Source organism: Nocardia sp. NPDC049149 (assembly GCF_043197455.1).
Lineage (GTDB): Bacteria > Actinomycetota > Actinomycetes > Mycobacteriales > Mycobacteriaceae > Nocardia.
On sequence record NZ_JBICTD010000003.1, the window covers coordinates 242,574 to 261,183 of the forward strand.

Annotated in this window: 16 protein-coding genes; 7 read left to right on the forward strand and 9 right to left on the reverse strand. The window is 64.9% G+C overall.

Annotation, left to right across the window (positions count from 1 at the left end):
• Positions 1-74 precede the first annotated feature (74 nt).
• The 4 genes from ACGFNJ_RS11965 to ACGFNJ_RS11980 form a co-directional block, all read right to left on the reverse strand.
• Positions 75-1,676, reverse strand: coding sequence for an FAD-dependent monooxygenase (locus tag ACGFNJ_RS11965; RefSeq protein ID WP_393446343.1), 1,602 nt, complete (start codon positions 1,674-1,676; stop codon positions 75-77).
• A 155-nt stretch (positions 1,677-1,831) separates the two neighbouring features.
• Positions 1,832-2,665, reverse strand: coding sequence for a class I SAM-dependent methyltransferase (locus ACGFNJ_RS11970; RefSeq protein ID WP_393446345.1), 834 nt, complete (start codon positions 2,663-2,665; stop codon positions 1,832-1,834).
• 32 nt (positions 2,666-2,697) lie between these two features.
• Complete coding sequence (locus ACGFNJ_RS11975) at positions 2,698-3,564, reverse strand: hypothetical protein (protein WP_393446347.1); 867 nt, start codon at positions 3,562-3,564, stop codon at positions 2,698-2,700.
• 737 nt (positions 3,565-4,301) lie between these two features.
• Positions 4,302-5,195 (reverse strand): NADP-dependent oxidoreductase, encoded by an 894-nt coding sequence (locus tag ACGFNJ_RS11980; protein ID WP_393446349.1) that lies wholly within the window; start codon positions 5,193-5,195, stop codon positions 4,302-4,304.
• A 329-nt stretch (positions 5,196-5,524) separates the two neighbouring features.
• Between ACGFNJ_RS11980 and ACGFNJ_RS11985 the strand changes: the two genes are divergently transcribed.
• A complete protein-coding gene (locus tag ACGFNJ_RS11985; protein ID WP_393446351.1) occupies positions 5,525-5,887 on the forward strand; it encodes a hypothetical protein in 363 nt (120 codons plus the stop codon).
• A gap of 25 nt (positions 5,888-5,912) precedes the next feature.
• Here the strand turns inward: ACGFNJ_RS11985 and ACGFNJ_RS11990 are convergent, their stop codons facing one another.
• Positions 5,913-7,634: an amidohydrolase gene (locus tag ACGFNJ_RS11990; RefSeq protein ID WP_393446353.1), complete on the reverse strand. Its 1,722-nt coding sequence runs from the start codon at positions 7,632-7,634 to the stop codon at positions 5,913-5,915.
• A 591-nt stretch (positions 7,635-8,225) separates the two neighbouring features.
• On the opposite strand from ACGFNJ_RS11990, the gene ACGFNJ_RS11995 reads away from it, so the two are divergent.
• Both ACGFNJ_RS11995 and ACGFNJ_RS12000 read left to right on the forward strand, forming a co-directional pair.
• Positions 8,226-9,140 carry a TIGR03619 family F420-dependent LLM class oxidoreductase gene (locus tag ACGFNJ_RS11995; RefSeq protein ID WP_393446356.1) on the forward strand — a complete coding sequence of 305 codons (915 nt, stop codon included), beginning with the start codon at positions 8,226-8,228 and terminating at the stop codon, positions 9,138-9,140.
• 108 nt (positions 9,141-9,248) lie between these two features.
• On the forward strand, positions 9,249-10,175 hold the full coding sequence (locus ACGFNJ_RS12000; RefSeq protein ID WP_393446358.1) for a LysR family transcriptional regulator: 927 nt from the start codon (positions 9,249-9,251) through the stop codon (positions 10,173-10,175).
• Here the strand turns inward: ACGFNJ_RS12000 and ACGFNJ_RS12005 are convergent.
• The 3 genes from ACGFNJ_RS12005 to ACGFNJ_RS12015 form a co-directional block, all read right to left on the reverse strand.
• Positions 10,124-10,867, reverse strand: coding sequence for an SDR family oxidoreductase (locus ACGFNJ_RS12005; RefSeq protein WP_393446360.1), 744 nt, complete (start codon positions 10,865-10,867; stop codon positions 10,124-10,126). The two genes, ACGFNJ_RS12000 and ACGFNJ_RS12005, sit on opposite strands and share 52 nt — an antisense overlap.
• 31 nt (positions 10,868-10,898) lie before the next feature.
• Positions 10,899-11,669: an oxidoreductase gene (locus tag ACGFNJ_RS12010; RefSeq protein ID WP_393446362.1), complete on the reverse strand. Its 771-nt coding sequence runs from the start codon at positions 11,667-11,669 to the stop codon at positions 10,899-10,901.
• A 416-nt stretch (positions 11,670-12,085) separates the two neighbouring features.
• Positions 12,086-13,000: a LysR family transcriptional regulator gene (locus ACGFNJ_RS12015; RefSeq protein WP_393446364.1), complete on the reverse strand. Its 915-nt coding sequence runs from the start codon at positions 12,998-13,000 to the stop codon at positions 12,086-12,088.
• A 168-nt stretch (positions 13,001-13,168) separates the two neighbouring features.
• On the opposite strand from ACGFNJ_RS12015, the gene ACGFNJ_RS12020 reads away from it, so the two are divergent.
• Complete coding sequence (locus ACGFNJ_RS12020) at positions 13,169-13,981, forward strand: TIGR03619 family F420-dependent LLM class oxidoreductase (RefSeq protein WP_393447804.1); 813 nt, start codon at positions 13,169-13,171, stop codon at positions 13,979-13,981.
• A 429-nt stretch (positions 13,982-14,410) separates the two neighbouring features.
• Positions 14,411-15,367: an NAD(P)-dependent alcohol dehydrogenase gene (locus ACGFNJ_RS12025; RefSeq protein ID WP_393446366.1), complete on the forward strand. Its 957-nt coding sequence runs from the start codon at positions 14,411-14,413 to the stop codon at positions 15,365-15,367.
• Between the two features lie 237 nt (positions 15,368-15,604).
• Here the strand turns inward: ACGFNJ_RS12025 and ACGFNJ_RS12030 are convergent, their stop codons facing one another.
• The gene (locus ACGFNJ_RS12030) at positions 15,605-15,856 is read right to left on the reverse strand and encodes a hypothetical protein (protein ID WP_393446368.1); all 252 of its coding nucleotides are present in this window, start codon (positions 15,854-15,856) and stop codon (positions 15,605-15,607) included.
• 732 nt (positions 15,857-16,588) lie between these two features.
• On the opposite strand from ACGFNJ_RS12030, the gene ACGFNJ_RS12035 reads away from it, so the two are divergent.
• Both ACGFNJ_RS12035 and ACGFNJ_RS12040 read left to right on the forward strand, forming a co-directional pair.
• Positions 16,589-17,353: a GNAT family N-acetyltransferase gene (locus ACGFNJ_RS12035; RefSeq protein WP_393446370.1), complete on the forward strand. Its 765-nt coding sequence runs from the start codon at positions 16,589-16,591 to the stop codon at positions 17,351-17,353.
• 255 nt (positions 17,354-17,608) lie between these two features.
• Positions 17,609-18,478, forward strand: coding sequence for a hypothetical protein (locus ACGFNJ_RS12040; RefSeq protein WP_393446372.1), 870 nt, complete (start codon positions 17,609-17,611; stop codon positions 18,476-18,478).
• Positions 18,479-18,610 lie beyond the last annotated feature (132 nt).

An 18,610-nucleotide genomic window follows, 5' to 3' on the forward strand; every position in this document is an offset into this window, starting at 1 on the left:
CCGACATGTTCGTCGGCCCATCCTCTGCACTATTCGGTTCACCGTGACGCCGCCTTTGTGACGGCCCGGTCGGGTTAGGCGGGGCGGTCGCTGGTCGGAGCGGTCGCTTGCCGCGGCGCGCCGAACCAGTGCGTGAGCGCGTCGCGCAATGCAGCGGCGTCGACAGACTCGTCGCCGGTCGCGGCCCACGCGATGTGTGCGTCGGGGCGGATCAGGATGGCGTCGGCCGGTCGGTCTTCGGACTTGGCGACGTGGAGGTCGATGCGATCGTGCCAGTCTCGGACGATCTCGCGGAGCTCCGGCCGATCGGCCAAGTCGAGGAAGACCGGCCGTGCGGTGTGCATGAGTTCTGCGACGCTCGTGGTGCCCTGCTCGGTGTGCAGCGTGAGGTTGGGTGCGAAAGCGCCGGTCAGCGGGTGCTGGCCCGAGGACGGGTACCGGATGTCTGCGCCAACCAGGGCGCCCATGCGGCGCAACGCCTGCTCGTCGCGAAGCAGTTCCTGGAAGAGTTCGCGCAGCGCCTCGGCGGCCGAATCGAGTCCGCGGCGCAGCGCCACCTGCGACTGGGTCTGCAGCAGTGCACGTCCGCCCGCGAAATGGCGTTCGTCGTGATAGCTGTCCAACAGGTCGGCCGGCGCCCACCCGTGCACCGCGGCGGCCAGCTTCCAAGCCAGGTTGACCGAGTCCTGCATGCCGACGTTGATCGCGGTGCCGGTGGCAGGCAGCATGTGCGCCGCATCGCCGGCGAGCATGATCCGCCCGTCGCGGTACCGCTCGGCCTGGCGCGCCTGGAACTGGTAGCGCGACAGCCGAAGCGGTTCGCCGAGCGGCAGGTCGACACCGAGCACACGGCGAATACTGTCCTGGAGTTCGGACATGGTCAGCGGCACATCGTCATCGACTTCGGTGGGATCTTCTTCGGTGGTCTGGAACGAGACGACACCGTCGACGAGCGGTCCGAGCGCGAAGGTGCCGCCCTCGGTGTGATTGAAGCCGAGCGAAACCCTGCCCACGTCGGGGACGTTGAGATCGCCGTTCTCGAACGTGGTCACCGAATCGGGCATGGTGACCGTCGCGAGCCGGTTGACCTCCGGATAACTGGTGCCGGGGAACGGAATGCCGACCAGGTTGCGGATCCGGCTGCGGCCACCGTCACAACCGACCAAATAACGGGCGGTCACCTGATACGCGCCTTCCGGCCCCTGCACCTCGGCGGTCACCGTGTCGCCGTCTTGGCTGACCCCAACCACTTCGTGCCCGCGACGAACCGCACCGCCGAGTTCGGCGAAACGTTCGGCGAGCAACCGCTCGAGTCGCGCCTGCGGAATCGGAAACGCTTGCATCGGCGACTCTTCCAACTGCGTGAAGTCCAAATGCACGCCGCCGAACGGGAATCGAGGCGCAGGCATCGGACCAGTGGCTGCTTCCGCGACGCGATCCAACAAACCGCGATAACGCAACAGTTCCAGGATCTGCCCGCCGATACCGTGCGCCTTCGGCGTCTCACGCGATTGCGGATTCCGCTCCAAGACCAGCGGCCGCACACCGGCCAGCTGCAGCTCGCCCGCCAACATCAGTCCGGCCGGACCCGCACCCACAATGATCACATCGGCATCCACGGCCTGCTCCCCCTCGAATTCCTTCGCCACAGCTTTGAACGATCCAGTCGTCGACACCAACACACTCCCATTCACACAAGGTCTAGCTTCGACGAGCGATTCTGCGGCATGCCCCGGGTCTTGCCGCAAGCCCCCCGGTGCGCTATATGTTGAGAGTGGAAAGGAACGTTGGCTCCCTTTCACAATCATCATCAAGCCCACGGGGATTCGCGCTACAGCCGCCAAATGTCGACGGCGATCTCGCGCGCCTGCTCACTGAACACTCCGCTCGGGTTGGCATTGCTCAGGAGTTGCCGCAGCTCGGCCTCGAACTCGGCGCGAGCACGGCCGAACAGATGCGGCGCCGAGCTGGACAGCGAGAAGACCGCGGCGACGACATCGGCGCTCACCCGCGTGACAACCCGGCCCGGTACTTCGATTCGGCACGGTCCCGTGAACCCTGCGGCCCGATAGATCGCCGCCTCGTTCCCGACCGTGCCGGACGGGAGCGACCCCTGACCCGCCCGACGGACCGGGCCGAGGTACTTGCGAACCAACTCCGTGATCGCCGAGTGTGGCGGCTGCGGGTGCGGTAGCGCGCTCGTGCTCCGCACCCCTTGATGTGTGGTGGCATGTACATGCACGCAGGCGCCACCGGTGCTCAACATGCCGCGGACCGTTGCCGCGACCCTGGGCCGATCCATCCAATGGAACGACTGCGCAAAGGTGGCCACCGTGAAGCTGCCGAGCTCGGCGGGCAGCTCCTCGGCGCGCAGCCGAACCCACCGGGCATTGCGTATCCCGTCCTCGGCGGCGAGCCGACAGGCTTCGTCGATCATGCCCTGGTCGGCATCGATCCCGACGACCTGTTCGAACCTGTCCGCGAGTAGCAACGTCAAAGAACCAGGGCCGCAACCGACGTCGAGGAGACGACCTGAACCGTCCAAGCTGAGCGCAGTGGCCAACGCCTCAGCGAGCACCTCGGGGTATGGCATTCGTCCTCGCGTGTAGTACCCGGCGCTCCCGGCGTACAGCGACGGATCCCAGTGCCACCCTTCCTCGCTCACACAGCCCAGCCTAGGAACAGCGCAGGATCGTCTCAGCAGGCGGGGAAGTTCTTCTGCAACTGCTCCGGGACGCCGTCGGCCACCGCCTTGGCCCGGCAGACATCGTGCGGGAAGGCAACATAGGTGGACCAGCGGTCGCCGCCGCGCCGGATGATGCGGGCGTTGTCGCCGAGCGCCGCCGGCCAAGAGATGAACGCCCACTTGCCATCACAGTCGGTGACGTCGGCCTTCAGGCCGCGGAGGTGTTCGTAGACGTTGTCGAGTTCGTTGACGACCTTCTTGGGGTCACACAGCGCGGACGGTGCAGGTTCGTTGAAGCGCAGAGTGCCGGAAGTCACGTCTCCGTCGTTGACGAGAAAAAGACTGTGGAGCCCCTCCGGGACCGGTGTGGGATCGACCGGCAGTTTCTCCTTGTTCAGGCCGAAGTAGTAGCAGCCGACGGGCACAAGGAAGGTGGCCAATCCGTCGGCGTCGGTGACACCGTCGCGGCGCTGCAACTCGGTCGACCCTGGCGGAATGTCTTTGGTCGCAGGGTTACACGGCTGCACCTGGCGCAGCACGACCGCTACGTTCGGCACCGGCGCGCCGGAGAGGGTGCGGGTACGGACGAACGCGGTGCCCTGCCCAGGATTGCCGGGCGGCGGTTGATCGGCAGGCGGTTGATTGGCAGGCGGCTTGTTACCTGGCGCCGGTTGATTGGCAGGCGGCTTGTTGTTCGGCGCAGGCTGATTGGCCGACGGTTGCGGGGTTGTCACCGAAGTCGACACCGACGCACTCGTATTGCTCGGCAACGGCGTCCGCGTCGCCGCGGGCCGTTCCGCGTTCCCACCACCGCACGCCGACCCCATCAGCACTGCCGCGGCAAGCACGAATATTTGTAAACCCCGAAGACTCGACATCCCCCCACCTTCTTGATCGATCGACCGCCTTCCGGTCTACCGCCAATGATCGATGAGACGCGTATCCGTCAGCAATCCCCCAAGTCATGGGTCGTAACACCCACGCAGCACGAATCGATCGACATCATCGACCTGCCAGCATCCGTTCGCGCCCAAGCAGCAGCACCGCTGCGAAAGGGTCTGCGCGACAACGGTTCCAGTTCTTCCCACACATGCGCTGGCCGCGCAACCCTCGCCGCGGCCAGGACACGGCACCTGGTCACCGACCGACCCCGGTCGGCCTGGCAAGTCACGCACCCTTGACGAAATCCGTCCTGCGCGAGAGGCCGCCCAGTTCTAGATCTCGGCGTCCACTACCGTTCGGCCCACTCGTATCAGCCGCAGGACGTCGGAGCCAACGACCAGCTAGGTCGGCGGGTCAAAGGGGTGGTTTCGCGCCGAGTGGGAACTGGTGGCGGAGGCTTCTCGGGCGATGCCGCCACCAGTTCCAGTGATCAATCGACCAACTCCAGAACCGGTGCGGACGTTGGCGACGGCGCTTCCGCCGCCTGACGTTTTACCGAGCGCCTGCCTGCTACTGGAGAAGCGTTGCGGCCCTGGGTATTCCGCCTCTGCCGATCTCACGCTGGCTGTTCAGCTTGGCTCGCCGACGGTGACAGTCTGTCGTGCTGGGCGTAGTTCGATGATGTGGTGGTTGACGGACCGTGCGGCTCGATCGCCGCACGTGGGCTCTCCGCTCAGACGAGCAGGACTCGGCGACCGCGAGCATGTCCGGCCTGGCTGTCCGCATGCGCCACCGCAGCCTCAGCCAGCGAGTACGACCGGTCGACCGGAATGTGCAGTTGCCCGCGCCCGAGCAGATCGACCGCTGCGGCGAGCGCGTCGGGCATGCTGCCGCCGACGCCGGCGAAGCGGATGCCGAGCATCGGCGCTTCGAGGTCGGCGATGGTGATCACCTTTTCCGGATCACCGGTCAGGTCGAGGAGCCCGCGGATGACGCCTGCACCGTTCAGGTCGAGAGCGGCATCGACGCGGCCTAGTTGACGCACCCGTTCGACCCAACCTGGGCCGTACGTGGTGGCGACGGCGCCGAGGCTGCGCACGTAGTCCTGGTTCGCGGCACTGGCTGTGCCGATCACGCTGATGCCACGGTCGCGGGCAATCTGCAACACCGCGGATCCGACTCCGCCGGCTGCGCCGCTCACCAGCAGCGTTTGTCCAGGCTGGACTCCGACCAAGCGGATGATCCGCAGCGCCGACTCGACCACGGACGGATAGCCTGCTGCCTCGGCGAAGCTCAATCCGTCGGGCAGCCGCGCCCAGGACGAAAGCACGGCCCGTTCGGCGTAGGTGCTCGAACCTCGGCCGAACACGTTGTCGCCCACCGTGATACCGGTGACACCGGCACCGACCTCGTCCACCACGCCGGACGCGTCCTGTCCGACGCCTGCGGGCAATGGGATCGGGTTGATGCGCTGGAACTGGCCTTCGCGGACCCGCCAATCGTGCGGATTCACGCCCGCCGCCCGCACAGCGATGCGTATCTGACCGGGGCCAGCATGCGGCTCGGCAACCTCTGTCAGCTCGAGGACTTCTGGACCGCCGTACTCGGCGAAGCGCACTGCTCTCATATGTCGACCATAGCGCTAACCGTTAGCTTTTCACAACGGTTAGTGGCTTTGCCGATCGGCTAGCCACTCGTTTCGCTTCCGAATGCCATTCGGAAAACCACTGCCGAGGATTGGCCGGAACCGCGACCACGACACACACGGCGCGGCAGCCGCTACCGCCGACCGGTCGGCAGCAGACAACCGTGCCAGCAGGTCGGCAGCATCCACCCCACCAGGCACGACACCGTTTCACCCCGCTCAGAACCGACGGGATTGACACAGTGCGCAACCGACCGGACACACCGCATGCCGCTTGTCGCGCGACCTTTTCGAAGCGCTACCATTCGAACATGAGTTCGACATCGGATGACATGCCGCGTACTGAGGGCACGGAGCCGGAGTTGAGGTATCCGAATGCGACAGGGCACTTCTATCGGACGGTGACCTATCCACCGCGGCCGGTGTGGGTGCGGCTGGAAGCGATCGTGATCCGCGACCCGGGGACCCCGAAGCACATCAACGGGGCAGGCGTGATCATGCGCGGTGAGCGTCCCGGCGTTCTCACTCATTGGGTGCCGACGGTGGACGGGGATTGGATGGGCCGGGTGACGTTCACGGTGCAGTACGCCGACGGGCGGCCGGATCTGCACGTAGCCGACCAACTGGTCCCGGCGTATGCGCTGCGTCCTCGGCGCGCAGAGGATTCAGGGTAGCGCTGTCGCACAACGAGATTCGGCGCTAGATGACGGTGTGGTCACCGTGCACGAGCTTGCCTGCGACATAGGTTCGCAGCACTCGGATCGAACCGATGCTGCCCGGTTCGACTTCGAGAGGGTTCTTGTCGAGGATCACGAGATCCGCTTGCTTGCCGACCGCGATGCTGCCCGCGATGTCGTCGACGCCGAGGGCAGCGGCCGATCCCATCGTGTAGGCGCGGAACGCCTGTTCGGCAGTGACCGCCTCCTCCGGACTGCACAGCGTTCCGTCGCTGGTGATACGCCGCGTCACCGCAGCCTGAATGGCAGGCAGCACCGCATAATCCGCGGACGGATAATCGGATGCCCCGGCGAGGGTGACACCGGCGGAAGCCAGTGTGCACATCGGTATCGGCGGCAGGTCCGGCACCAATGATGCTGCACCCCTGAATGCTTCACCGAGCTCGTCGAGCCAGATCGGCGAAACCACCGCGATCGCGCCGACATCGGCGACGCGGGTCGCAAGGTGCGGCCCGCAGAACAATGTGTGCTCGAGCCGCGGTCGGCCGGGCAACTTGTCCAGCCGGTCACCGACCGTCCGAAGTGCGCGAGTGGCTTGCGCGATCGCCGCGTTACCCATCGCGTGCTGCGCCGTTTGCAGTCCGTGCTCAGCGGCACTGACAATCGTCGATTCCAACGCCCGTTGATCCCAGAACAACATCCCGCGATGCAGCTTCAAATCGCGCCCCGGGCGAATCATGTTGCCGGACACCGCAGCACGAACAGCTGCAAGACCAGCACCACCCACCGTACTGGTAACAAGCCGCCCAAGCATGCGTACCGTCTCCCCCACCGACAAACACACCGCACACGCCTCACCACCGTCGAGAAACAACTTCGCCGCCCCAACCGGGCTACCTGCTCGACCACTGCCAGTAGCGGGCCCCGTCGTCCGAGCGGCCATCAGCGATTCCGACCCAATCGGCATGCGGTGCAACGTAATCGGCAGCATGCCACCACTGACCGCACGCTCGTACAGGACATCGAACTCCGGCGAAACAGCGGCGTCTCCCACTCGAGTAATCCCGACTGCCGCCAAATCCCGCCCATGCGCCCGAGCTTCGACAAGCCACGCATCACCCCCATTCGCGATCAACGACCCCCGCGACGCGGCTTCCGCCAGATACAACGCCGACTCGATCACCTCACCCCGAGGTAATCCATTGCGGCCAAACGGAATCCGTCCCCCATCCGGCACCGTCTTCGGCGGCAGCCATCCCATCGCATCGAACCCCGCACTATTGAGCGCCCCCGAATGCATCCCCAACGCGATAACAAGCAACGGCCGATCCGGACACACCCGATCCAGCTCTTCCCGAGTCGGATGGCGATGCTCCCGCAAATCAGCAGGCGAATATCCGAACAGCCGAACCCACCCCGCCCCAGGCGTTCTCGCCACATGCTGCTCGATCAGCCCCACTATGTCCGCAACCCCCGCCCCCGCCGGAACACGATGCAGATCAGGACTACGCCGATCCAACGCCCCGAACAAAAAATGATGATGCGCATCGATGAACCCCGGCACCAACGTAGCCCCACCCAAATCCACCTCGGCCGCACCGACATCCCGCGCCCGCCGCCGAACCTCCACCTCACTCCCCACCCCAGCAACCCGCCCACCAGTAACAAGCACAGCCTCGACGATCCCCGCCGAATCCTCCCCCGTCACAACAGATCCCCCGAAAAACACCACAGGCCCGGCCATAAATCCTCCCCCATACGATTAATGGACCCTCAGAAACGGCACACTCCCAGCACCGTCCCCACGGTCCCCCGAATCTAAGACCTCCCCTCCCCCCTGTACACCCCCTGCCACCAACCCGTCAGACTCCAGCCCACTGCCACCGTCCCTGCCACGCCTCGACTTATGTCAGCGGCGTTGTCTCGGTAACGAATTCGACTGGGCCGAACTCGAATCTCACCTGTTCGACAGCGGCAGCAACATCGGCGTGCCAAGTGTCGGTTACGCAGTTCCACCCCGGATCGCAGTAGAACAGGTGGACACCAGGATCGGAGTCGTACTGCGCAATCGCCAGACCGATGAAATGCTCGACGACTTGTCCACTGACCGTATGCCGCGCCGACCCTGTCGGCACGACTCCACGGACGTCCGCTGCGCATAGCACCCGGGCACCATCGATGAACTGCGGAGGTTTCGTCACTACTCCATTGTCGACCAGTACGTCGGAGGCACCTTTGGTGACGTCTGTTGACGGATCATCTGTGGGTCATCAGGGAATCATCAAGCAATCAGCGGCGAATCGAGCGGGTTGAATTGCTGGTTTAACCTCGAGGGATGCGTATTGGTCTTGCTCTCCCGCAGTATGGAGGTTTCGCCGACCCGGCGGCGATTGTGGCGGTGTCGAAGTTCGCCGAAGCGAGTGGATTCGACAGCTTGTGGGTCGGTGACCGACTGCTGGTCGCCAGTGAGCCACGGGGGCAATATCCGGGCGGTCAAATACCGCCGGGGTTCGCTCATTTCCTCGATCCGCTCACCGTGCTGACCGTCGCCGCCGGAGTCACCGACCGGGTTCGGTTGGGCACCAACACACTCAATGCCCTGTGGCAGCCGCCGATGTTGCTGGCCAGGACGGTGGCCTCGCTGGATCAGGTGAGTGCGGGCCGGCTCGACGTGGGGATCGGACTCGGTTGGTCGCCCGACGAATACGAGGCGCTCGGCGTCCCGTGGCCCAAGCGAGGTGCGCGACTCGAAGAGACCTTGGATGTTCTCGAAACAGCATGGGCCCCAGGACCTGTCGAGTATGTCGGCGAACGGTGGACGGTCCCGCACGCACGTATCGACCTGAAACCGCGGCAGACACCGCGGCCGCCGATCCTGCTCGGCGGCCACGCTCCGGCGACCTTGGAGCGGGTCGGGCGCCGAGCCGACGGCTGGCTGGCGGGCCCGCTCCCCATTCCTGTACTCACCGGAATGTGGGCCACCATCGAGCGAACCGCTGAGAAGAACGACCGCGACCCGTCAGCCCTCCGCCTGGTCGTCCGCATCAACCCCGCCGTCGAAACCGACGACGTCGACCCCAAACTGGTTCCGCGCCGCGGCTCCGTCACCCAGCTCGCCGGGTACGCACACGACCTCGAAACGGCAGGCGCACACGAGGTGATGTTCGACCTCCAGACCAGCACGAACACCGTCGACGAGCTGATCGCGACGGCCGCCGAACTACACGCGGCCATCACCGGGCAACGTTGACCAACTGCGGGCAGACCGCGGAGTAAACGCGGTGCCTTCGGCGTTGTAGCGCTTGTTGTCACAGCGATCACAATGGACTGGGCGGTGGTCCGCCTGGAAAGGCCGCCGATGAGTCTTCGTCAGTTCGAATACGCCCTGGCCATCGCCGAGGCCGGTTCGGTCACCGCGGCGGCGGAACTGCTGCACGTCGCTCAACCCTCGATGTCCCAGCAGATCCGCAACCTGGAGCGGGAACTCGGCGTGACACTGTTCGCTCGCACACCGACCGGACTGGTGCCGACCGTGGTAGGTCGTGCGTTCCTGCGGGAAGCGCAGGTGGCGGTGAGCGCGTCGCGGCGGGCACGGGCGACGGCGCGGGCCGGTGCCGACGAACTGGTTGGTGAGTTGGTGGTCGCGGCCCAGATGGGCTTCGGCACCCGGCAGCTGCCCGGCGTGCTGAACACGCTGCGCCGCCGCTTCCCTCGCCTGGAGGTCACCGTCTTCGAGGAGCCGAGTTCCGCTGAGCTGGAGCGGTTGTGTCGCCAGGGCGTCCTGGATCTCGCGTTGATGGCGGCGTGCGAGCGTGGTCCTGCCGGCGCCCACCACCTCGGCTACGAAGAGTTCGTCGTGGTGCTGGGCGCCGGGCACCGGCTGCTCGCCGCGGACCGGGTCGAGCTGGCTGAGCTGGAGGGGGAATCATGGGTGCGGTTCGATCGCGACAGCGCCCTCGACGGCGTGCTGACGGGCGTGCTGCGCGACAACGAGTTGACCCCGACCACGGCCGCCCGTGTCTCCCAAACGAGTACAGCCGTGCGTTGGGCCGCCCATGGACTGGGAGTGACGCTCGTCCCTGCCTCCGCAGTGCCCCACGGTTACGAGCATCTCGCTCGCCCGGCCAGCCCGGTCGTGTCCCAGCCCGTCGTTGCCGTGGTCCGGCAGGAAGCGGGTCCGGCGGAGACGACCCTGCTAGAACTCCTGCGTGCGGAGAACTGGCACGAACCGGCTCAGAGCTGGGTGACACCTCCGTCCACGACGAACTCGGTGCCTGCCGCGTAAGTCGCATCGAAAGCGAGAAACGCTGCCGCTCTGGCGATTTCGTCCGGGCTGCCGAAACGACGCATCGGATTGTCCGCGACCCGCTCGGCTTTGAATTGTTCGGCGGCCGCTGCGGTCATCGTATTCTCCAGAATTCCCGTATCGACGGGGCCGGGGCTGATCGCGTTGACACGAATTCCGCGCGGAAGCAGTTCGCGAGAGAGGCTGCGGGCCATCGACCGTAGCGCCGCCTTACCGGCCGCGTAGACGCTGGTCTCCGGCAGGCCCATGACGTTCGCGTTCGAGGTGGTGAGGACGACACCCGCTCCGCTGCTGAGCAGCGGGGCGAGTTTCTGCACAGTGAAGAAGGCGCCCTTGACGTTGATCGCGAACAGTTCGTCGAACATCTGCTCGGTCGTTGATTCGAAGGGGGTGAGGGTGGCAATGCCTGCGTTCACGAAAAGAGCGTCGATCGTGCCGAGTTCGGCCTGCACCCGGTCGGCCAGAGCCTCCAGATCCGACAGTTCGGTGACATCGCCTCGGACGGCAATCGCGTTCTCGCCCAGCCGCTCCCGTGCCGAGTCGAGTGTGGTTTGCGAACGACCGGTGATCACCACGCGCGCTCCACCTTTCACCAGCAGTTCCGCCAGCGCGAACCCGATGCCGTTGCCGCCACCCGTGATTACTACATTCTTGCCGTGGTACGTACCCATGCCGGGTTCCTGCTTTCCTATCGAATCTTCTTCAGCCTCTGGGGAATTCGCCGCCGTCGACGACGAGACTGCTTCCGGTCAGCCAGCTCGCCTGGTGAGATACGAGGAACAACACCGCGTTGGCGATGTCATCGGGCTGACCATCTCGCCCCAGCGGCGGGGTGGTGTTGTCCTGGCCAGGCCCTGCCTCCAGGCGTGCCCACTGCTCCCGCGTCGCTGCACCGCCAGGGGTGGTGGTCCGACCAGGAGACACCGTGTTGACCCGAATTCCGAACGGCGCCAACTCCGCAGCCAATCCCCGGCTGTAGTTCTCAAGCGCCGCTTTCGCCGTCGTGTAGTGCAGGAACGGCGGTGCGACGGTGGGGACTGCGGCCGAAGAGATATGCACGATCGCCCCCGAGCGCCGTTCACGCATCGCCGGTGCCAGCAACGAGTCCAGTCGCACCGATGCCAAGAAGTTCAGCTCCAGCGCGTCCTGCCACGCCTCATCCGGGATCGCCAGCGCGCCCTGGTACGGACCGGCCCCACCCGCGTTGTGGACCAGGATGTCCACCCCACCGAGCACCTCCTGCGTGGCCGCAGCCAACGCCTCCGCCCCGGCCCGCGTCCGCACGTCAGCCGCCACGAAGGTGGACCCTTCCGGTGCGATGCTCGTCGCGGACCGGGCGGTCGTGAGCACCTCAGCGCCCGCGCCCAGAAGTTGACGCACGACGGCCGCCCCGATCCCGCGAGTACCACCCGTCACCAGGGCCCGCTTCCCCACGAGTTCTCTTGTCCCTGAAACGTTCTCGATCGTGGTCATGCCACCAGTCCTCTCGATTGCGTATGTCGGCTCGACGCAAATACGGATGCCCCAACGCGAAACTTCGGAAATCGCGATGAGTACCTCGTCGAGCTGTTTCACGGTATGTCCGCACGAGAACGACAATCAAAGACCAGAATTCAGCAGCCCCCATAGGCAATTCCTATACCACCACCACACTTTCGCTCGTGGACGACCAACCGAATCGTCCATCAGCAGCTCGGTCGGCACATCATCAGCAAGTTCTGGAGTTGGTCGAGTGATCACCGGGCACTGGTGGCGGCATCGCCCGAGAAGCCCCCGCCACCAGTGCCCCCTCGGCACGAAACCTCCCTGGTATCCCACATACCGGGATCGCGGGTGCGGCCGTGGTCCACGATGCGGTGATCCTCGCCGCGCTGCACCGATAGTCCGCGTCAAGACTTCAGACGCTCCCGCAGTTCGACATTCAACTGCGCACTTGCGTCGAGCAGCGCTTCGCGAACCAGACGAAGGCCGGCATCCTCACTGGGACAATGAGCCAGGACAGTACGGCGCGTTGCCGCGGGGTCATCGATGCCGACCACCGAGACGGTGGCAGGCAGCGCGGAAATGGCCAACCCTGGAACCAGGGTGACACCCAACCCGGCAGCGACCAGTCCCCACTTGGTAACCCAATCACGGGCGACGTGGGCGACAACCGGCTGCCAAGCGGCGCTGTGCCAAGCACCGAGCAACGGGGTATGCCTTTCTTCGCTGCCGACAATCCACGGTTCGTCACGCAGCGCCGAGATCGGTGTGCTCGCGTGACGTGCCAGTCGATGCCCCCGGTGCACGGCAACGTACAGCGCGTCGTGCACCAGCGCAGTCACCTCGACACCATCGGGAACGTCGAATTCTCCGGAAAGCACGGCCAGGTCGATGCGGCGGCGCAGCAACGCGGTCAGCAGCTGGGGGCTCGTGCCCTCGCGGAGTTGCGCAACGAGTAGCGGATTATGTTGTTGCGCAATCGCAATGGCGCGTGGAACCAGCGCGGCCGTTGCGGTCGAGAAGGCCCCGAGCCGGACGCGAGCCGGCACCTGCGAGCTGAGGTCGCGCAGTTCACCCTGCATCTTCTCCAAGGCTTCGAGCACCGTTTCGGCATGCCTCGCCACGGTCAGGCCCGCGTCGGTCGGCCGCACCCCACGGGCATGGCGCTCGAACAGTTGCCGACCGGCGGCCTGTTCCATCAGCGAAACCTGGCGTGAGATCGCCGACTGCGTATAGCCCAACCTCTCCGCTACCGCGGAGAACGAGCCGGTGCGGACCGCCTCGCGGACCACGAGCAAGCCGGGGACCGTGAAATCAGACATGCGAGTTAGTGATATCAGATATGCCAGACTTTCGCTGGTTGCATGTCTGGATCGGACCTACATTTGCTCCGTGCATCGTGACGAGACGAGTAGGTGACGGCGGCCGTGCAGCTTGGACTGTTTGCCATAAATTACGGAGCATGTGCCGACCCGCTGACAGCCGTGCGGGTGGCGCAACACGCCGAGGCGGCGGGGTTCGAATCCCTGTGGAGCGGAGAGCATATCGTCCTGCCTGACCCTGCCCCAGCGGGATTCAGGCTGGCTCCGACGCTGCCGTTGCTGGATACCGTGGTGGGGTTGACTCTTGTTGCCGCACAGACGAGTACGGTGCGAATAGCCAGCGGCATCATTATCCTGCCGCTGCGCAACCCGGTAGTGCTGGCAAAGGAATTGGCCAGCCTCGACCGAGTGGCGGCAGGCAGGCTGATCGTCGGCGTCGGCTCGGGCTACGTCCATGCCGAATTCGACTCCATCGGCGTGGCCAGGTCCGAACGGGCGGCGCGCACCGATGACTACATCGGCGCCATGCGCGCGCTGTGGAGCATGCCCCAGCCCGCCTACCACGGCCCATACGTCAGTTTCTCGGGAATCAATGCGTACCCGAGACCAGTGCAACAACCGGGCCCACCGATAGTCGTCGGCGCGGGCGGACCGATCGCCGACCGCCGAGCCGTCACCATGGCCAACGGCTGGTACGGCTTCGGCCTCGACCTGGAGCAAACCCGCCTGCACCTGCAGAACCTGGAGCTCGCGCACCGGAAGTACCAGCGCCCGGCCGAGCTGGGGCGGTTGGAGATCACGGTGACCCCGGCCGGTCCGCTGCACCGCGAAATCGTCACGCAGTACATGGAACTCGGTGTCGATCGGCTCGTCTTACTACCGAACCAAGCCGCAGAATACTCCGACCGGCACAGACCGGTACCCGTCGAGCAGATCCTGCGCACCATCGATGACGCCGCAGCCAACTACCGCGACATCTGAAACGAGATGCGTCAGGTCCGCCGCGAGTCGGGCGCCAGACCGTCAGTGGACTGGAGCCTCCGCGATGTTGGGCGGTGGCTTCAGAAGCCGTTGGTACCTACGGAATCAGTGACCGGCCACCAAACCGCCAGGAACACGCGGGTCGCAGCAGTTGCGCGCGTTCGCAGACCGGAGTCGTGCATACGACATCGAACTATGGCGAGGTCGGCAGTACTGAACGTCGTGGTTGGCATCGGAGGTTGGAGAGATTGAGTAGCGTTGCGCCGGCTTCTCGAGGCAATCGCTGGGCTGCGGATACGAGATGCGCTATGTCGCACGGAATCTCGCTCGCGCGGAATGCCGACGTGCAGTTCGCCGGTCGGGAAGCGGCCCGCCGACTAGGCTTTGCCGCGTGTCAGGCTGTCGCTCGATCCGCTGTGCCGGAATCACATGAGGGCCATCGTGTATGACCGTTACGGCGGCCCCGAGGTGCTGTCGATCGCGGATATCCCAACGCCTTCGCCAGCGCCGAAACAGGTGCTGGTCCAGGTGCACGCGACGTCGATCAACCTCTCCGACTGGGAGACGCTGCGGGGGACGCCGCTGTACTCGCGCATCGGCGGGCTCCGGGCACCCGGTCGCCCGGTTCTCGGATCCGATATCGCCGGACGAGTCGAGGCCGTCGGCTCCGAGGTCACCCTGTTCGCGCCCGGCGACGATGTCTACGGCGACAACCTCATGCTCAAGGGCGGATTCGCGGAATATGCCGTGGTCCCTGAATCAGCGCTCGCCCACAAACCGGCGTCACTGAGCTTCGCCGAGGCGTCGACCCTACCCCAGGCGGGAGCGATCGCACTGCAGGGCACCGCCGACATCACAGCCGGTATGTCGGTGTTGATCAACGGAGCGGGCGGCGGGTCCGGTGCCTTCGCAATCCAGTTGGCCAAGAACGCCGGGGCACACGTGACCGCGGTCGACAATGCCGACAAGCTGGCGTTCATGCGCACCCTCGGCGCCGACGAGGTCATCGACTATCGCGTCGAGAACTTCACCCGAACCGGACCATACGACCGAGTGCTCGACCTCGTCGCCCACCGGTCGGTCTTCGCCTATCGCAGGTCGGTCGCGCGTGGCGGCCGATACCGCTGCGTCGGCGGCACCACAAGCGCGTTGCTGCGGATGACGACGGTCGGCGTGCTCGCCGGATTGGTGACCGGGCGTTCTCTCGGAGTCCTCGCAGTGAAGGAAGGGCCCGAGCACTTCACACCCCTCGCGGAGTCGTGTGTCGAAGGACGGATCAATATCCACATCGACCGCAGCTTCCCCCTCGATGAGACCGCGACAGCGCTCGCCTACGTCGGTACGGGCCGCGCCCTCGGCAAAGTGGTGGTCGATATCGGCAGATGATCCGCGCCGCGCGGCCACTCGGTTCGCACCACGCATTCACTACAGACTTCCGGGCGTGATCCACAAGATCGGTGGCGGTCGCTGTGATCGCTGCATGCCATTCCTCGAACAGCGACGTCCGACGATCACCGGCACCGCGCGCCTTGAAACACGCCTACACGTCGTCCTGACAGCGTTTACCGACTACGCGAGATGAGCGCGCCGACGAAAACGGTAATCGCGGCGAAGTGGGTTAATTCAGGCCATGCACACCCCGGAAACGATGGACATCAATTCAGCCCACTCCGGATCCATCTCGGACGTGCGCTGATGCCATGAGTGGGTGCCGATCAAATATTGCTTCACGGTCGCAGCGATGTTCTGGATGCGCAGTTTCGCGCCGAAGGCCAGGGTGCAGTCGTACGCGACCTGTTCGATCAGGACGGCCGAGGCCAGCGTGATCGGCCAGCTGAGTGTGGGATCGAAATTGCCGTCGGCGGGCCCCGGCACGCCAACGGCAGCGTTGGGTGCGAGTTGGCTGCCGCATCGGCGACAGCTGATGTAACGGTCTCCTGATACGAATTCGGCCCCCGACCATGATGCACAAGCGCTGGTCAGGGGCCGTTTCGGCTCCCCCATCTGGACTCGAACCAGAAACCTGCCGACTAGCAGAACAACGGGCTACCACAGACAACCCGAAGCAGTCCATGACTACGCGAAAGTCGTTTTCCCCCAGGGCATTACCCACATTACGGACACTCTTGGACAACCCGAGACAATGCCGCACAACTGCCACGATGAGTCACTTAGTGGAGCGTTTCTGGAGCCAGTGCGATTTCTCAGCTGAATAGATCGCAATCCCGGCAACTACTCTCCCCCGTCCTCCTCATACTTGCCAGGCTCAGCGGAGGGAGGTCGGGTCAAGGATGGCGGAGCCACCGCGTAGCGGACACCGAAGGTGGTCCTTGATGCGGCCGAGTGGAGCGAGATACTTCGGCAATGAGGAGGCGGGGTCTTGTCCGCCAGTGTTAGCGGGTGACGCTAGAACCGGCGCGTGCATAGCAGCGTCGTAGTGGACATGACGGATGACGAACGTGTCCGGCGTCGCAACGGTTTCCAGGATGGCCGAGCGATTCCAACGCATCTTGTCCGAAATCGGGGACATACACTCCCGGCGACGACGAGGCAGCGTGAGAAAATCTGCAAGGTTGCGTTGGTTCCAGCGTCGGAGATACAGGTGGTGTGCGGTTGTCGGGGTGGTCTGACGCGCTCGGCGAGCTGGTCCAGGCGGCAAAGAGATTCGTCGACAAGGTCGCGCTCGCCGGGCGGCAACCGCCGCACCAGACCGCGGCCGGATTGAATGAGATAGCCGACACCTTCGAAAGCCAGGACCTTACCGGCAAAGACGCATTCGGTCATCATGCTGCTGCTCACGCTTCCGACATCTCGACCCGCCCGGAGCCGTTGGTCGAATCTGCCTCGGCGACCGCAGATTACGGCGCACGCCGCGAACGCATAAGCCAGGTCGGTGTGCGACAGTTGAGCGAGGACGACTGGCGCCTGGACAGGGAACTGGCACTTCGGTCGATCGAAGACACCCCGTGGGCGTACCGGATGACCTACCAAGAGGCACAAGCCCACCCCGAGCGGTACTGGCGCAACGAAATCGGAAATACTTTTTCGAGCACATTCGTCGCGATGCACGACGGTAAACCAATTGGTCAGATCGGTACTTGGCCAACGAAGGACCGGCCCGGAGTCCTCCAACTCGGCACCATCTGGGTCGCGCCCGAAGCCCGCGGTACCGGGGTCAGTGATCAGTTGATGCACGCCCAACTGCACTGGCTACGCGACAACGGCCATTCCGAGGCAGTGCTGTGGACCCGGGAAGACAACACTTTCATGCAGGACCTGGCAGGCCGGCACGGCTTCAGCCGGACGGGGAATACCAAACTCGATCCCGGACGTGGCGTCCCCAGTATCGAAATGGGATGTAAGTTCACCTAAGCCAGACGCGCAGAGCGGCGGTGAACCAGCTGAACACCAGGGCCATATCGGGCAGTTCCGGCCAGATCAGGTCGACTGCGCGAATCCCGTTGGTGACCACAGCCAGTCACCCCCGTGAGGTGCTGGACGATTCGCGCTCGGGCTGCGGAGGTAGGTCGGGTACGGGCTCACGTCGTGCCCACACTTCCTCGGATATGCCGAAAGCGACCAGGAGTGTCCTGGAGTGGCAGTTGTGAGCGCCCGCGCGGCAACCACATGTGGAAGTGGTGTGTGACAGCGAGAATCGAGTACATGACTGGGCTCTCGCTGACGACTGAGCGACGTACGGAACTGGCAGCACTGCTGGACGACGAGCAGCGGCTGCGGCAGGAGTATCCGAAAGTCGCGGAGTACTTGGATACGACCCCGATGCTCCCGGGGACAGACGATCCGAACGCCGATGCGGCATTCGACCTCAGGCTCGTGCACTACATGACGGGTGGTGTCTCGGAGTCCAGTAACCCGTACTGGGACATCGTCGCGCCGTCTGTTGCAGAGGATGCCGGACGGCGGGTGGTGAATGGCGGCAGGCAGAAGGGCAGTGCCCGTTTGGGGTTCGCGCAGACGATCTTGCAGGCTGCGTACGCCTACGCAGTGCCGTCGCCGGAAACCATCGAGTGGATTGCACAGTTCAGCGAAGGCAAGAAGGTGCTTGAGCTTGGCGCTGGACGTGGCTACTGGGCCGCGCAGCTCGCCGCCCGAGGTGTGGATGTCGCCGCGTTCGACGTAGAGCCACCGGACAGCACCGCGAATGTGTCGTTTCCTGGTGCGGCTGGCCAACTGGATGTGTGGCATCCGGTCGGAGGCTCGGCGGACTTCGACGCAGAGCTCGACGGCGAATCAGTGCTATTCCTGTGCTGGCCACCAGGGTGGGGTGACCCGATGGCATCAACGGCTCTCGAGGAGTTCGAGCGGCGGGGTGGGAATCGCTTGATCTTCATCGGCGAACCGAAGGGCGGGAAGACTGGCGATAACACCTTCTTCGACCGGCTCGCGGAAGGATGGGAGCTGGAATCACAAGACAAGCAACATGTTTCGTGGTGGAACTTGGGAGACATCGCGCAAGGATGGGTTCTGCGGGCGTAGCGGGCGGACGCTGCCTGGTCGGCCTTGTTGAGACGCGCAAGGACGAGTTCCGACTTTTGGGAGCGTTAGTGGAGCGTTTCGGGGTCTGGAAACGAATTCGACCCCCGACCAGTTCCAATGAAGCCCTGGTCA

Bases quoted from the DNA above. Each gene is read 5' to 3' on its own strand.
- ACGFNJ_RS11975 (WP_393446347.1), bottom strand. From the start codon at position 3,564: ATGTCGAGTCTTCGGGGTTTACAAATATTCGTGCTTGCCGCGGCAGTG.
- ACGFNJ_RS11990 (WP_393446353.1), bottom strand. From the start codon at position 7,634: ATGGCCGGGCCTGTGGTGTTTTTCGGGGGATCTGTTGTGACGGGGGAG.
- ACGFNJ_RS12040 (WP_393446372.1), top strand. From the start codon at position 17,609: ATGTGGAAGTGGTGTGTGACAGCGAGAATCGAGTACATGACTGGGCTC.
- ACGFNJ_RS12025 (WP_393446366.1), top strand. From the start codon at position 14,411: ATGAGGGCCATCGTGTATGACCGTTACGGCGGCCCCGAGGTGCTGTCG.
- ACGFNJ_RS12015 (WP_393446364.1), bottom strand. From the start codon at position 13,000: ATGTCTGATTTCACGGTCCCCGGCTTGCTCGTGGTCCGCGAGGCGGTC.
- ACGFNJ_RS11995 (WP_393446356.1), top strand. From the start codon at position 8,226: ATGCGTATTGGTCTTGCTCTCCCGCAGTATGGAGGTTTCGCCGACCCG.
- ACGFNJ_RS11985 (WP_393446351.1), top strand. From the start codon at position 5,525: ATGAGTTCGACATCGGATGACATGCCGCGTACTGAGGGCACGGAGCCG.
- ACGFNJ_RS12005 (WP_393446360.1), bottom strand. From the start codon at position 10,867: ATGGGTACGTACCACGGCAAGAATGTAGTAATCACGGGTGGCGGCAAC.
- ACGFNJ_RS12000 (WP_393446358.1), top strand. From the start codon at position 9,249: ATGAGTCTTCGTCAGTTCGAATACGCCCTGGCCATCGCCGAGGCCGGT.
- ACGFNJ_RS11980 (WP_393446349.1), bottom strand. From the start codon at position 5,195: ATGAGAGCAGTGCGCTTCGCCGAGTACGGCGGTCCAGAAGTCCTCGAG.
- ACGFNJ_RS12010 (WP_393446362.1), bottom strand. From the start codon at position 11,669: ATGACCACGATCGAGAACGTTTCAGGGACAAGAGAACTCGTGGGGAAG.